The 14,375-nt window shown below is 63.4% G+C and carries 8 protein-coding genes; all 8 read right to left on the bottom strand.

The annotated features are described in order from the left end of the window. Positions 1-56 precede the first annotated feature (56 nt). Positions 57-3,623 carry a double-strand break repair helicase AddA gene (gene addA, locus ACQZ6J_RS22375; RefSeq protein ID WP_449085668.1) on the bottom strand — a complete coding sequence of 1,189 codons (3,567 nt, stop codon included), beginning with the start codon at positions 3,621-3,623 and terminating at the stop codon, positions 57-59. Continuing rightward, positions 3,616-6,807: a double-strand break repair protein AddB gene (gene addB, locus ACQZ6J_RS22370; protein ID WP_449085667.1), complete on the bottom strand. Its 3,192-nt coding sequence runs from the start codon at positions 6,805-6,807 to the stop codon at positions 3,616-3,618. The genes addA and addB overlap by 8 nt, the downstream gene beginning before the upstream one ends. Positions 6,808-6,811: 4 nt before the next feature. Next, complete coding sequence (locus ACQZ6J_RS22365; RefSeq protein ID WP_449085666.1) at positions 6,812-7,543, bottom strand: nucleotidyltransferase family protein; 732 nt, start codon at positions 7,541-7,543, stop codon at positions 6,812-6,814. A gap of 74 nt (positions 7,544-7,617) precedes the next feature. After that, positions 7,618-9,129, bottom strand: coding sequence for a tRNA (adenosine(37)-N6)-threonylcarbamoyltransferase complex ATPase subunit type 1 TsaE (gene tsaE / locus ACQZ6J_RS22360; protein ID WP_449085665.1), 1,512 nt, complete (start codon positions 9,127-9,129; stop codon positions 7,618-7,620). Further along, positions 9,126-11,711 (bottom strand): ATP-binding protein, encoded by a 2,586-nt coding sequence (locus tag ACQZ6J_RS22355; protein WP_449085664.1) that lies wholly within the window; start codon positions 11,709-11,711, stop codon positions 9,126-9,128. The genes tsaE and ACQZ6J_RS22355 overlap by 4 nt, the downstream gene beginning before the upstream one ends. Before the next feature lie 317 nt (positions 11,712-12,028). Further along, complete coding sequence (ahcY, locus tag ACQZ6J_RS22350) at positions 12,029-13,429, bottom strand: adenosylhomocysteinase (protein ID WP_163993264.1); 1,401 nt, start codon at positions 13,427-13,429, stop codon at positions 12,029-12,031. A 181-nt stretch (positions 13,430-13,610) separates the two neighbouring features. Beyond that, the gene (locus tag ACQZ6J_RS22345; protein ID WP_112795712.1) at positions 13,611-13,886 is read right to left on the bottom strand and encodes an HPr family phosphocarrier protein; all 276 of its coding nucleotides are present in this window, start codon (positions 13,884-13,886) and stop codon (positions 13,611-13,613) included. A gap of 25 nt (positions 13,887-13,911) precedes the next feature. After that, entirely contained in the window at positions 13,912-14,313 is a 402-nt protein-coding gene (locus ACQZ6J_RS22340) for a PTS sugar transporter subunit IIA (RefSeq protein ID WP_015338202.1), read from the bottom strand. Positions 14,314-14,375: the final 62 nt, after the last annotated feature.

The following is a 14,375-nucleotide window of genomic DNA, read 5'->3' as shown; positions in this document are numbered from 1 at the left end:
ATTTGCGGTTGCTAGATATGTGATGGTGCGGTGCCCAGATTTCAATATTTGGTATTTCACTTTGTCTTGAGCTCCGCAAGCGCCAATGCAAGTGCCTTGTCGGACAGCGTGTAGATCGCGGCGTTTTCGGTGTAGACCAGCATGCAGTCGACGCGTTTTCCCGGGTAGAGCGGCGCAAGGATTTCGCGGTAGATCGCGAGCTGGGCCCTGTGCGCGAAGGGAATGGTGCTTTCCTCGCCGGGGGGCACGCGGTTCGTCTTGTAGTCGAGAATGACGACACGATCGTCGAGCACGGCCAGGCGGTCGATACGGCCCGACACGGCGTAGGACCGGTTGTCGAGCGCCAGCGTGCCCATGATCGAGACTTCCGCCTGCGCATGGGCGCTGAGGGTGCCCTGCAGATCCGGATGCGCCAGCAGCGCCATGACGGAGTTGACCAGCGCGTCCCGCTCGGCCTGCGGCCAGAAGCGCGCGGCCCGCTCGGCATAGCGCCGGGCGGCATCGGCGCGGTCGTCAGGCGCGATTTCAGGCAATATCTGCAGCATGCGGTGAATGAAGCGGCCCTTCTGCAGGGCGCGGTCGGACTTGCTCTTTTCGCCGAAGAGCGCCGAGGTCACGAGCAGATCATCGGCTTCCTCATCGATGACGATGCCGACACCGGAGGGGCTCAGCGGCCGCGGCAGGCTTCTTTGTGGTGGCAATGGCCGGCTGAGACCCGCCGGCAACTCCAGCCGTTCCGCATGCCTTTCGTGCTCTCTGGCCGTCTCGAAATCGAGCTGGACCTGGGCGACCCGCCAGCTCAAGCCTTCCCAGTCGCCATCGGGTCCGGAAAACGTCTTCTGCGTGCAGTGCTTCTCGTCCTGCCGCAATGCTGCGGAAATCATGGCATGCCAGGTATCGGCATTTTCCCGGATGCCGCGATAGCCGCAGATGATCAGCCGGTCGGCGGCGCGCGTCATGCCGACATAGAGCAGGCGGCGATACTCCTCCTCGGCCAATGCCTGCAGCCGCGCGGTATCGGCCAGCGTCAGCGAATTGGCGAGCGCCGAGACCGGAACCCAGACCGGCAGCGGAATCTCGTCCCTGCCGGTTTCGATCAGACGCATTTTCGGAAGATGGGTATGGGTAAAGGCCTTGCCGCCACCATCGACGAGGAACACGATCGGCGCTTCCAGCCCCTTCGAGGCGTGCACCGTCATGATCCGCACCTCGTTGCGGCCCTTGTCCTGCTCACGCTTGACGGTCGGCGCTTCCAGCTCCAGCGTCGAGATGAAGGATTGCAGGCCGGGCAGGCCGCTCGTCTCGTGGTCGAGCGTGAAGGTCAGGAATTCGTCGAGAATGTCGCTGACCTCGGTGCCGAGGCGCGCCAGGAACTTCCGCCGGCCGCCGAAGCTGCCGAGCACGCGCGCATAGAAATCATGCACGGCCAGGCTTTTCGACAGGGCAAGGAAGGTTCTCAAGTGTTCGACCGCTTGCACGAAGCGCTCGTGACCGTCGCCGGCAAATCTCTGCAAGTGGCTCCAGACGCTTTCCTCGTCATCGCGATAGGCCGCGATTGCGAAGACATCCTCTTCGCTGAGGTCGAACAGCGGGCTCTTGAGCAGGGCGCAAAGCGAGAGATCGTCTTCCGGCAGCAGCAGGAAGCGGCCGAGTGCGAGGAGATCCTGAATGGCGATATGGCTTGTCAGCACCAGCCGGTCGGCACCCGCGACGGGGATATTGCCGCGTCGTTTCAGGGCGCGGGTTAGCGCGTTGACGAAGCTGTCGCGCTTGCGCACCAGCACGAGAATGTCGCCGGCCTCGATAAAGCGGGCCTTGCTCTTCTCGATGATCTTTTCCCGACCGACAAGATTGCCGATCGCCTGCGCCATCCGCCGGGCCAGGATGGCGGCAGGCGCGCTTTCGGGAGTCGAATCGAAAGGCGCCGTCCAGTCTTCTTCCTTGGCCGCCGATTCGGGTGCGATGATTTCCCAGAGATCGACCGCGCCGGGATGGCCGATGCGGCTGGAACGATGCACCACGGGCTCGTTGACGGCGCTCAGTCCCCGGGCATTGTCCGGGCTGGTGAAGACGTGGTCGACGGCGCCGAGCACGTCCGCTGTCGAGCGGAAGGAGAGGGGCAGGCGGATCGATGAAAATTTCCGGCCGCTGACATCCACCCGCCGCCGGGTGCGGTCGCTCTCCTCGGAAAAGCGTTCCGGCCGGGCGCCCTGGAACGAGTAGATGGATTGCTTCTCGTCACCGACGGCGAAGATCGTCCGCAGCGTCGGGCGGGCGCTGTCGCCGGAGAAGAAATCCTCCGCCAGCGACTGGATGACGCTCCACTGGATCGGGCTGGTATCCTGCGCCTCGTCCACCAGAATGTGATCGATGCCCTGATCCAGCTTGTAGTGGATCCAGGGCCCGACATCCTTCTTGGTCAGAAGATCGGCCGTGCGGGTAATGAGGTCTTCGAAATCGAGCTGGCTCCGCCGCTTTTTCAGCTCCTCGTAGTCGCGGTTCAGCCGGTCGGCGAGAACGAGGGCGGCGCTGGTGGCCCGATACATCCGCATCAGCTTCAGCCGGTCACGGCAGGCAACGACATGGGCGCGTGCTTCAGCCACCGCCTCGGCCAGCGCCGGAGCGTCGGCCAGCATGGCCTTGACGAAGAACTGGCTGTCCGACTTCGGCTCGCCCTTGGCGGTGAGCACGGCCTTTTCGAGAATCTCGGCGCGGGCGAGCGGGTTTGCCTCGCGCTTGGCGAGGCGCAGCGCATAAGCGATTTCTTGCGCCTTGGCGCCGCCTCTCTGGTCGGCGAGCGTGAGATAAAGCTCCAGTGTCGCGCCCGAGAGGCCGGGGAGCGGCCAATACTGCTCCGCAATGCTCGTCTCCGTCTCGCCGGGCGAAAGGCCAAGCCGGGCAAGCAGCGCATTGTCGAGACCGCCCCGGCGTTCGGCCGCCTCGGTGAAGCGGCGGATGGCATTGCGATTGGCGACGATATCGCCGAGCAGCGTCTCGAGGCCCGATTCGTCACCGAGATCGAGCACATAGTCGAAGGCCCGCGCCAGTTCGGCATCCCCCTGCGGCGTCGTCGAGGTCAGCAGCGCACGGCGCGCGTCTTCGAGCAGCGTCTCTGCCGCCCGGTCGTCAAGAACGGAGAAATGCCCGGCGACGTTTGCCTCGAGCGGGAATTGATGCAGCAGGGCTTCGCAAAAGGCATGGATGGTCTGGATCTTCAGGCCACCCGGCGTTTCGAGCGCCTTGGCAAAAAGCCGGCGTGCCTCGGCAAGCTTGAAGAGATCGGGCTCCCTGCCTTCTATATCGGCAATGCGTGTTTTCAACTCTTCGTCGGGCATCGTCGCCCAGGCGGCCAGCCGGTCGAAGACGCGGTTCGACATTTCGGACGCTGCCGCCTTCGTATAGGTCAGGCAGAGAATGGCCGAGGGGCGGGCGCCGGCCAGAAGCAGGCGAATGACACGCTGCGTCAGCACATGCGTCTTGCCGGAGCCGGCATTGGCCGAGACCCAGGCCGAGCGTTCGGGATCGGAGGCGATGGATTGCTGGATCGTCGTCCAGCTGATCCAGACGCCGGGATCGTCGCTTTCCGGCAGGGAGGCGATATCGTCGGCGGAAAACTCACTCATCGCCGCCGCCTTCCTGCTCGGTCTCGGCCGTAGACCATTCCGACACGCGGGCGAGGTGGTCGTAATCGCCACCATATTCGAACTGCTGGGCCGGAATCAGCCGCGACGAAAAGCCCTTTTCGCCAGATTGCAGCAGCGAGACGAATCTGACGAGCTGGTCCATCGACTCCTGCGCCAGATCCATAGCCGATTTCGTTTCCGTCTTGCCGCCGCGGGTGGAATGCTCGTTGTTGACCTGATCGACCTTGAAGCGATCGCCGGGCCGGAGACGAACGTAAAGCAGGTTCTCAGGGACCAGCGCGCCGATATTGCGGAACGCGCCTTCCTTGAGCGCATAGGCTTCCAATGCCAGCTGCGGATCGAGCAGCGCGCGGGCCTGCGATGGCGACGGGTTGGAGCCGGTCTTGTAGTCGATGAGGTCGGCTCCCCTGTCGCTCTTGATGTCGATGCGGTCCGCGACCCCCGTCAGCCGGATGCCGATCGGCTCGATCTTGACGCCGGCGGGCACTTCCGTCGCCGTTTCGCGAAGCTGAGGCCGCCGTTCCGCTTCCCAGTCAAGGAAAGCCCGCGCCACTTCGCGAAAGCGCGGCCGCCAGACGCTGTCGATGTGAACGGGCAGCCGTTCGGCATCGAAGAGGTCTGCGATGATGCGATCCATGGCCAGCGTCGCGTCCGGCGTGCCGGCAACATGTCCTTCGCGCACGAAGCGGTCGATGATCTTGTGGTAGAGCGTGCCGCGCTCGGCCGGGCCGGGATCGCGGTTGAACGGATCGACCGGATCGAGCCGCAGCACGCGCCGGGCATAGATGGAGTAGGGGTCGCGGCGCAGCCGCCCGACTTCGCTGAAGGAATAGCTTTTCGGCTGCAGCTCCACGGGTGGCTTCGGTGCCGGTCGCAGCGCCGGGGCCTGGTTTTCGCCCTCGTCGATCATGGCCGCCCAATGGCGATACTGGTCGCCTCGGGCCCTCATGTCTTCTTCCAGCTCCTTGCCGCCGAGCGCGATCAGCCGCTGCAGCCAGCGCGACGCGACTGTCGGCGTCGAGCCCTGACGCAGCGCGCGGGAGTAGATCAGGTCGCGGGTGCCGTTCGCCATCTCGAAGTCGTGCGCGAGCTGACCGATGCGGCGCTCCGGCGGCTCCAGGCCGATCTCCGTCTTCATGCTGCGGGAGATGAAGGGATTGTTTGCCGTTTGCCCCGGCCAGGAACCCTCGTTCAACCCGCCGAGGATCAGCGTATCGACGCTCTGCAAACGCGCTTCCAGCGTACCGAAAATGAAGAGGCGCGGATGGCTGAGCGCGCGCGGCTTCACCGCCTGTCCGACGCAGAGCGCTGCCATGATATCGATCCATTGCACCCCGTCGGCCTCGAGCTGACCATCGGTCTCGATGACATCTCTGAGCAGGCTTGCAAGCGTGTCTCCGGCTTCGCCGGACCAGAGGCCCGCCAAGCTGCCGCGCTCGTCCACTGCCGCGGCTTCCAAAGCCCGGCCGGTGCGCTCGGCCCAATCCGAAAGGGTCGGAAGCCCCTCGGAAGAGGGGAGGGCAAGCACCGATACCAGCGGTTCACATGCCGCAGTCACCCGTCGAGCCAGTCCGCGCGCCTGCTCTATGGCTTCGGGCGGCAGCGATTTGCGCCATTGCGGCGCGTGACGGTCGTTGGCCTGTTCCGCCATCCGCTCGTCGAGCAGGGCTTCCAGCCCGCCGATGTCGACATTGGCGACGCCGCCGCGAAGTGCCAGGATTTCCAGCGCGTCGACGCCCGGCTGACGTATCTCCGCGGGCAGACCGAACAGGGCAAGGGGATGCTTCAGCAACGCGACGACGGCGACGGGATCGCCGGGACGAAGCGCCGCCTCCAGCAGCAATTGCAGCAGCGTGCCTTGCGGCGTGGCGTTCAGCGGCGTGCCGGCCGAGTCGTCGGCGACGATGCCGAAGCGGGCTAGTTCGGCCGTCACCCGCCGGGCCAGATTGCGGTCGGGCGTGATCAGCGCCGCCTGGCTCTCGCCGCCGTCACGCCCCGGCTTGTCCAGGGCCAGCCGCAGCGCAATGGCGATTGCCGTTGCTTCCTCGCGCTCGTTGGCGGCCTCGATGAGGGCCACGTCGGCAAATGCGCCGGCAATTGCATCGGTAGCGAGTGTCTTGCGCCAAGTTCCCCAGCCACTCGTCGCCTTGGCCGGCGCCAGCGCACGGGAGAGGACCTGCGCGCGCATCTGCAGGGTTTCCGCCGCATCCGCAATGGCTTCGACATCGTAACGGGTGACCTGCAGTCGCTTCAGCAGCAGCGAGAGGCCATATTGCGGGTGGCTGCGTGTGGTCGGATCGGCTCTCTCGCCGATGGAGGTTTCCGGCGCTACGAGCTGCCAGTCCTCTTCCGGCATCGCAAGATCGAGGCCGGGAAGCACGATCACGCCTTGCGGCAGGGAGGCCACGGCTGCGATCAGCTCCGCCGTTGCCGGCACGGAGCCGGTCGAACCCGCAATGATGACAGGCCCAGGGTGCCGCATGGTGGACATCCGCTGCACCTCGGCGCGCAGGATGGCGTTGCGGTTGCGGGCTGGCGAAGACTTGCCGAGCTCCTCCAGGCGTGCCGGCCAGAAGGCGCTGGCGATGCGCAGGAACTCGGCCGTCAGCTGCCACCAGAGCGCATGGTCTTCGGCGCTGAGATTGGCAAGCTCGCTCCACTCGCGATCCTCGGTTTCCAGCGAATCGATGAGTTCGGCCAGATTGCGTGCGAGCCATATGGCGTCGGCCGGGCTCGCGGGCGCCACCAGCGGCGAGTCGGAGTGAATGTCGCGCACGATCTGCGGCAGCTTGTTGCGCCAGGCAAGGATCAACCGCGCCAGCTCCAGCAGCCGCGCCGTATTGGCAAGCGGCTGCGCCAGATCGGCCGTTTCAGGCAGGGCTTCCTCGAAATAGCCGCTGTCGTCGTCGGTTTCGCCAAGCGGGCGAATGACGGGCAGGATGGCGGAGCGGCCGCCAAGGAGATCGACGAATTCCGAGCGCAGCACGCGCGCTGCACGTCGCGTCGGCAGGAAGATGCTGACCTTGGCAAGCGACAGCGGGTCGTTCGGATCATGGCGGAAATGCTCCGTCAGCCGGCCATCGCAAAGTGCCGCCGCAAGCGTCTTCAGGAAGGGCAGTCCCGCCGGGATCGTCAGGATGCGTTGCCGGTGTCCGCCCGTCATAGGCTCACGCGAACGCCCGGTAGGTCCGGATCGTTTCCTCCGCCTCGCCGATTGCCTCCGGCGTGCCCACAGTCAGCCAGTGGCCGTCGAGCATGGTGCCATAGAGCCGGCCGCGCGCGATGGCCTTGTCGAAGTAGATGTTGAGGTTGAAGGCGTCATTCGGCGCGTCATCGAAGAAGGACGGGCTCATCGCGATCGCGCCGGCATAGACGACGCCATTGTGCCCGACATCGCGATAGCGGGCGAGGCTTCCGCCGTCAGCCATGCTGAAGTCGTTCTTGCCGTTATGGCCGGTGGTTCGCTCCAGATCGACGCAGAGCATCGCCATATCCATGCGCCGCTCGTCGTAGAATCCGGCTAAACGTTCGAGATTCGTCGGATGGCCGGGCTTTTCGCCGACCCAGAACAGATCGGCGTTCATGACGAAAACCGGATCGCGGCCGAGCAGCTTCAGGCCTTTGACGAGCCCGCCGCCATTGTTCATCAGCGCGTCCCGTTCGTCGGAGATCAGGATGTCGAGGCCGCGATAGCCGCGCAAATGCGCCTCCATCTGGTCGGCGTGGTGGTGGACGTTCACCACGGCCCGCTCGACGCCCGCCTGCGCCAGCGCATCCAGCGCATAATCGATCATCGGCTTGCCGCCGATCTTCACCAGCGGCTTCGGGATGGTGTCGGTGATCGGCCGCATGCGGGTTCCGAGCCCCGCGGCCAATACCATGGCTTGCTTGATGGTCATCTCGTCTCGAACTCGTGATTCGCTATCTGCTTTCCTTTAGCACAAGGCCGGAAAGCCGTCGCCGGGTCTTGGATTTATACCTGGCCAATACCGGCCTTCTCGCACCATTCGCGCAGCGGTGCGAGCGCGTCGTGCTCGAAGGCGATGGCGAGATAGGCGAGCGTGCGCGGCATGTGCTTCAGATATCCGGGCTTGCCGTCGCGCTGCAGCAGCCGCACCCAGAGGCCGGCAAGCTTGCAGTTGCGCTGCGCCGACATGATCGCCCAGCTTTTCAGGAACCTAGCCTCGTCGAAGCCGCCCTGGGCATGCCGTAGCGCGAGATAATCGGCCATCAGCCGGTCATGCAGATCGCGCTCGATCGTCACGCGCGCATCCTGCACCAGCGAGGCAACGTCATAGGAGGTCGGCCCGATCATTGCATCCTGGAAATCGATGAGGCCGATGCGCTGGATGCCCTTTTCCCTCGCCCGCCAGATGATATTCGGCGAATGCATGTCGCGCAGCAGCAGGTTCTTTTCCGTATCTTCGAGCTGATCGATCAGCCCGTCCCAGATCGCCAGATAGTCGGCTCGCTCCTCGTCGCTGGCGGGCGTCCCGCGCTTCCAGGGCAGGTGCCAGTCGAGAAGCAGCCGCGCTTCCATCTTCATCGCGGTCCGGTCGAAGTCGGGAATGTGATGGGTGTGGTCAGGCGTAACCGGAATGTCACGGGGAATGGAGAGGCCGTGCAGATGCGCCAGGCACGCGACGCTGGCGCGATAGCGCTCGGCAATCGGCTTTCCGTGTTCGTCCAGCACGCCATCCGTGCCAAGATCCTCGATCAGCAGGATGCCCCGGTCGTAGTCGGCGGCAAAGATTTCCGGAGCGGCAAAGCCGTTCTCTCTGAGGACATTGGCGATTGCCACGAAGGGATAGGCATCCCAGGCAAGATGGGCGACCTTCGGATAGGGCTTGCCGTCGAGCACGGCCGGCCCTTCCGGCAGACGCGGCCAGTCCATCAGGATCACGCGGCTGCCGCCTTCTTTTGGATAGATCGATTCATAAGCGCGCAGCGAGGCATCGCCCGTCAGGAAGCGCCGATGCGCGCCGCCATAGCCGTGCGAATCGAGAAAGGCGCGAATATCAAGCACGCGCTCGATGCGTGCCGCCTGCCTGGCCGCCGCCGTGATCGTGACTCGCCGTCCCTCGCCCTCATGCGTGAGCTGGAGATCGACGCGCTCTTTCGGCAGCTCGCCTTCGGCCATTTCAGGCCATTCGACAAGGCAGATACCGGCCTGCAGGGCTTCATCGAAGCCGAGTTCCGTCAATTCGCTCGGATCGCCGAGGCGGTAGAGATCGAAATGCGAAACTGGGATGCGCAGCTCGTAGGATTGCACGAGCGTAAAGGTCGGGCTCGGCACATCCAGTTCGGCATCGTCGGCCATGGCGCGCAACAGCGCGCGGGCGAGCGAAGATTTGCCCGCGCCGAGATCGCCTGAGAGCGCCAGACAGTCACCGGTCTTCAATGCCAGCGCCAGATCCTCGCCGAGCTGGGCCGTGGCCGTGTCGTCCGCGAGGAAAAGGGAGATGCTGCTGTCGGAAGCTGTCATTCTGCAGCGACGGAGTGAGGCAATTCAGCGGAGGGAATTCGGCAGGTCACTATCGTCCCCTTGCCCGGCTGGCTTTCGATCGAGACTTCGCCGTCATGCAGGCTGACGAAGCTTTCGACGATGGAAAGGCCGAGGCCCGCGCCGCTGCGCTTGCTGCCCTTGCCTCCGGAGGCGAAGCGGTTGAAGACGCTTTGGATCAGGTCTTCCGGTATGCCAGGACCCTTGTCGGAGACCGAGAAGACAAAATCCGCCCCTTCGCGCCCGCACTTGAGCGAGATCGTCGATCCCTCGGGCGCGAAATTGGCGGCATTGGTCAGAAGCTTCAGCAGGATCTGCTTCAGGCGCTGCTGATCGGCGACCATGGAGCCGAGTTGCGCCGGCACGGTGATTTCGAGCGTCACGCCGCTTTCCTGCAGCCGGTCGGCGATCTGCATCGACACTTCGTCGAGCAGGTCGTTGAGCACGATCTCGGAATAGTTCAGCCGCATGATGCCGGCATCGACCGTCGCCAGGTCGAGAATATCGTTGACCAGCGTCAGAAGCACCGAGGAGGAGGTGGAGATATGGTCGATATATTCCGCCTGCCGCTCGTTCAGCGAGCCGATGCCCGGCGTCTTCAGGAGGTCCGTGAAGCCGATGATGTTGGTCAGCGGCGAGCGCAGCTCGTAGGACACATGCTGGACGAAATCGTTCTTCAGCTCGTCCGCCTTCAGCAGCGCTTCGTTCTTCTCCGTCAGCGCCCGTTCGGCGCGCACGCTGTCCGTCTTGTTGACGAAGGTCAGCATGGTCTGCGCGTTCGGCAGCGGAATGACGGCGTAGTCGAGCACCAGATTGGAATAGAGCTCCAGCGTGCCTTGGGATGACGGGCGCTCGTCGTCGAAGCTGGTGATCTGCTCGGCAAACCGCTTCCAGCCGTCCGGCCGGTCGTAAGAGGGAGCGCAGGCTTCGGCCAAGGCCTGGATATGCGTGTCGGGCTTCGCCTGCGCCTCGGTGATGTTCCAGAGGATACGGAAGGCCGGGTTGGAAAGGCGGATGCGGCCATCAGGCCCGAAAACGGCAACGCCCTCGGAGAGATGGTCGATGGTCTCGCCCTGAACCTTGACCAGCGTATTGTAGCGCGTTTCGAGATCGACCTGCTCGGTCAGGTTCTCGAATACCCAGGTGGCGCCCCCCTGCGGATGGGCGGTGGCGAAAACCCGGAGGATCTGGCCATTGGGCAAGTGCCAGAGATCGGTCTGCGTGTCGAGGGCGCGATAGACCGAAAGGACGCCGTCCTTCCACGTCTTCCAGTTCAGCTGCTCCGGCAGCTTCTTGGCGCCGCGCAGCCGGTCCAGAAGCTCGCTATTGTCGGGTCGCTTCTCGAGGAAGGCGATGTCGAGCTCCCAGAGCTGGACGAAGGCCTGGTTGTAGAACTGCAGCCGCCTGTCGCCATCGAAGATGGCGACAGGGGTTGCGAGATGGTCGAGCGTTTCGGCGTGGCTCTTCAGCGTGCGCGCCAGCTCGGCCCGGACGGCCTCCGCTTCGGACACGTCAATGGCGATGCCGGCGGAACCGTTCGGAGCCTTCACGTCGACGACGTCGAAGAAGGTGCGGTTGCCGTGCACGACGGTCGAAATCTTGTCGTGGAAGGGCGATTCCGGCGTGGTCGCGGCGCGAATGCGCTCGCGGGTCACGGTCGTCAGGAATTCGCGTCCTTCGCGCACGGCCTCATCGGTAGACACCGCTTCCACGGCTTCGCCATAGGCCTGGTTGACCCAGGTGAGCGCACCTTCCGCATCGCGTTGCCAGACCGGCAGGTCGATGGCGTCGAGCAGGTTCTGGAAGGTGGAGATCGACGTCATCAGCCGTTCGCGCTCGATCTTCAGCTCGGCCAGCTCCGCGCGCAGATTGTTGAGCGCGATGAAGCGAACGAAGGCCCGTCCGCCGGAAATGCGCCCTTGCGCTTCCAGGATTTCGTCACGGTTGGTTTCGACCACCATGTCGAAGCTCTGGCCGTTGCCGCGCAGCTTGTCGATTGCCTTGTCGAGTTCGCCGGCCGACCATGATTTCAGCCAGCGCCCGAAGGCGAGGAATTCGTTGTCCTGGGGGGCGCCGGTCTCGACCGGAAGCTGGCCCAGCAGTTCTGGGCGCGCATTCTGGCCGTCCCAGATGACGATCCGGCGGTTCTTGTCGGCGATCAGCGCCTGATATTGCGAAATGCGCTGGTTGGCATCGGAGAGAGCCGTACGGATCTCGCGGCTTTCGCTTTCCATATTGCCGCGCTGCCGGACCATCCACATGGTCGATAGAAGCGCTGCCGAGATGACACCGATGATGACGGAGCAGACAGCCATTTCCGAGGAGGTGAAGAGGCGCATGCCTGTCTGCGTCACAGTGTTGCTCTGCGCGAGAACGGGTCCTGCCAGGCCGGTCGCGAGACCGCCAAAGACGCTGAGCCGCAGCAGGCGGGTCAGCGAGGCCAGCCGGCCACCGTCATTTCCGCGCTTCGCCCGCTCTGGAAGCCGATATGCGCTGCCCTGCCGCAACCGCGCTGCCGCTCGGCGTAGCGCTGGCTGATGCAGGTTGTCTTCCCCTTCAGACATAAGAGGCTTGTCTCCGTCCTTCAGAGCATGATGCCGAAAAGTGCAAGCGGTTTTCGGACGACATCATGTTCTACTTATTTGATTGCAGAGCCGATTCAGATTTCAGGCCGGATCGACCTGGAATCATCCGGCTCTACTGTGCCGCATCCTGACAAGACATCCCATTTTCATGGCTCCGGGCATGCCCGGTTCGTCACGAATCAAGTGTAAAAACAATACTGCCTAAGGGAATCTGCGGGAAGGGAGCTGGCTAAAAAATAAGCCCCGGCATTTGTCAATGCCAGGGCCACAAGATGTTGTGGATAGTGATTTGCTAATCAGTATCTGTAGTGGTCGGACTTGAAAGGACCTTTCGGCGTTACGCCGATATACGAAGCCTGCTCTTCCGAAAGCTCCGTCAGCTTTACGCCGAGCTTGGCCAGATGCAGGCGGGCGACCTTCTCGTCGAGGTGCTTCGGCAGAACGTAGACCTCGTTCTTGTAGTGGCCGGGCTTGGTGAAGAGCTCGATCTGCGCCAACGTCTGGTTGGTGAAGGAAGCCGACATCACGAAGGACGGGTGGCCGGTGGCGTTGCCGAGGTTCAGCAGGCGGCCTTCGGACAGAAGGATGATGCGGTTGCCCTTGGAGAATTCGACCAGGTCGACCTGCGGCTTGATGTTCGTCCACTTCTGGTTCCGCAGAGCGGCAACCTGGATTTCGTTGTCGAAGTGGCCGATGTTGCCGACGATCGCCATGTCCTTCATCGCGCGCATGTGGTCGATGCGGATGACGTCCTTGTTGCCGGTTGTGGTGATGAAGATGTCGGCGCTCGAAACGACGTCTTCGAGCTGAACGACTTCGTAGCCGTCCATGGCAGCCTGAAGGGCGCAGATCGGATCGACTTCGGTGACCTTGACGCGGGCGCCGGCGCCGGAAAGCGAAGCGGCGGAACCCTTGCCGACGTCGCCATAGCCGCAGACGACGGCGACCTTGCCGGCCATCATCACGTCGGTGGCGCGGCGGATGCCGTCGACCAGCGATTCCTTGCAGCCATACTTGTTGTCGAACTTCGACTTGGTGACGCTATCGTTGACGTTGATGGCCGGGAAGGGCAGCAGGCCCTTCTGGCTGAGCTGGTAGAGGCGGTTGACGCCGGTCGTGGTTTCTTCGGTCACGCCCTTGATGGCGTCGCGCTGCTTGGTGAACCAGCCCGGCGAAGCCTGAAGGCGCTTCTTGATCTGCGCGAAGAGGATTTCCTCTTCTTCCGAATGCGGATGGGAGAGCACGTCCTCGCCGGCTTCGGCGCGGGCGCCGAGCAGGATGTACATCGTGGCGTCGCCGCCATCGTCGAGGATCATGTTGGAGAGGCCGCCATCGGTCCACTGGAAGATCTTGTCGGTGTAGATCCAGTAGTCTTCGAGGCTCTCGCCCTTGATCGCGAAGACCGGAACGCCGGAGGCGGCGATCGCTGCGGCGGCATGGTCCTGCGTGGAGAAGATGTTGCAGGAGGCCCAGCGGACCTGAGCGCCGAGCGCGACCAGTGTCTCGATGAGAACGGCGGTCTGGATCGTCATGTGCAGCGAGCCGGTGATGCGTGCGCCCTTCAGCGGCTGCGCTTCGCCGAATTCGGCGCGGCAGGCCATCAGGCCCGGCATTTCGGTTTCGGCGATCGAGATTTCCTTGCGGCCGAAGTCGGCAAGGCCGATATCAGCGACGACGTAGTCCTTTTCAGTGCTCATCAGTGGGTCTCCAGCCTGAACGATGCAGTCGCGCCGCGGGCAAACGCCTCAGCCGAATGCAACAAGAATTGCACGCTATAGCGTGTAGGATGATGCCGTGTAGCAGGCTTCAGGGTGGAAATCAATAATGATATAAAGAAGTCTTTATGTCTTTATATCCCGGCAACGACCGGAGGAAACCTTACATTTCCTCGCCGAACTTGTTGGCCACCAGCTGATCGAGCGCCTCGAGCGCTTCGGCCGCCTGATTGCCGCTCGCCGTCACCAGCACGCTGCAGCCGGGACTGGCGGCCAGCATCATCAGGCCCATGATCGAATTGCCGCCGACCGTGGTGCCGTCCTTCGAAACGGTGATCGCGGCATCGTATGCTTCGACGGTTTGTACGAATTTTGCGGAGGCTCGGGCGTGCAGGCCCCGTTTGTTGATGATGAGGAGTTCCCGGGAAAGCTCGGTCATGGTCATGGGGGCTGTGCTTGCCTCGTTATTTGCCGCTAAGCACGCGGCTGGCCACGTTGATGTATTTGCGACCTGCCTCCGAAGCTTCCACCAGAGCCCTTTCCATGTTGTTGTCGCCGCGCACGCCGGCAAGCTTGATCAGCATCGGCAGATTGACGCCGGCGATGACCTCGGTATGGCCGCTGTTCATGACGGAGATTGCGAGATTGGAAGGAGTGCCGCCGAACATGTCGGTGAGGATGATGACGCCGTGCCCGTCGTCGGCACCCGCGACGGCCTGCAGAATGTCCTGCCGGCGCTTGTCCATATCGTCCTCGGGACCAATGCATACCGTTTCTATGAACTTCTGCGGACCAACGACATGCTCGACAGCATGCCGAAACTCTTCAGCCAGCTTGCCATGAGTGACAAGCACAAGTCCAATCATGATATTACTGCTCCCATTGCATATGCAAACAGGTGGCCCATATCGCAATGCAGCAATGCCGT

Source organism: Rhizobium sp. A37_96 (assembly GCF_053521765.1).
The sequence above is the reverse complement of the archived record's forward strand: the minus strand, read 5'-3'. Positions and strand labels throughout refer to the sequence as shown.

Coding starts and splice junctions, on each gene's coding strand:
- addA (WP_449085668.1), bottom strand. CDS start 3,623: ATGAGTGAGTTTTCCGCCGACGATATCGCCTCCCTGCCGGAAAGCGAC.
- addB (WP_449085667.1), bottom strand. CDS start 6,807: ATGACGGGCGGACACCGGCAACGCATCCTGACGATCCCGGCGGGACTG.
- ACQZ6J_RS22365 (WP_449085666.1), bottom strand. CDS start 7,543: ATGACCATCAAGCAAGCCATGGTATTGGCCGCGGGGCTCGGAACCCGC.
- tsaE (WP_449085665.1), bottom strand. CDS start 9,129: ATGACAGCTTCCGACAGCAGCATCTCCCTTTTCCTCGCGGACGACACG.
- ACQZ6J_RS22355 (WP_449085664.1), bottom strand. CDS start 11,711: ATGTCTGAAGGGGAAGACAACCTGCATCAGCCAGCGCTACGCCGAGCG.
- ahcY (WP_163993264.1), bottom strand. CDS start 13,429: ATGAGCACTGAAAAGGACTACGTCGTCGCTGATATCGGCCTTGCCGAC.
- ACQZ6J_RS22345 (WP_112795712.1), bottom strand. CDS start 13,886: ATGACCGAGCTTTCCCGGGAACTCCTCATCATCAACAAACGGGGCCTG.
- ACQZ6J_RS22340 (WP_015338202.1), bottom strand. CDS start 14,313: ATGATTGGACTTGTGCTTGTCACTCATGGCAAGCTGGCTGAAGAGTTT.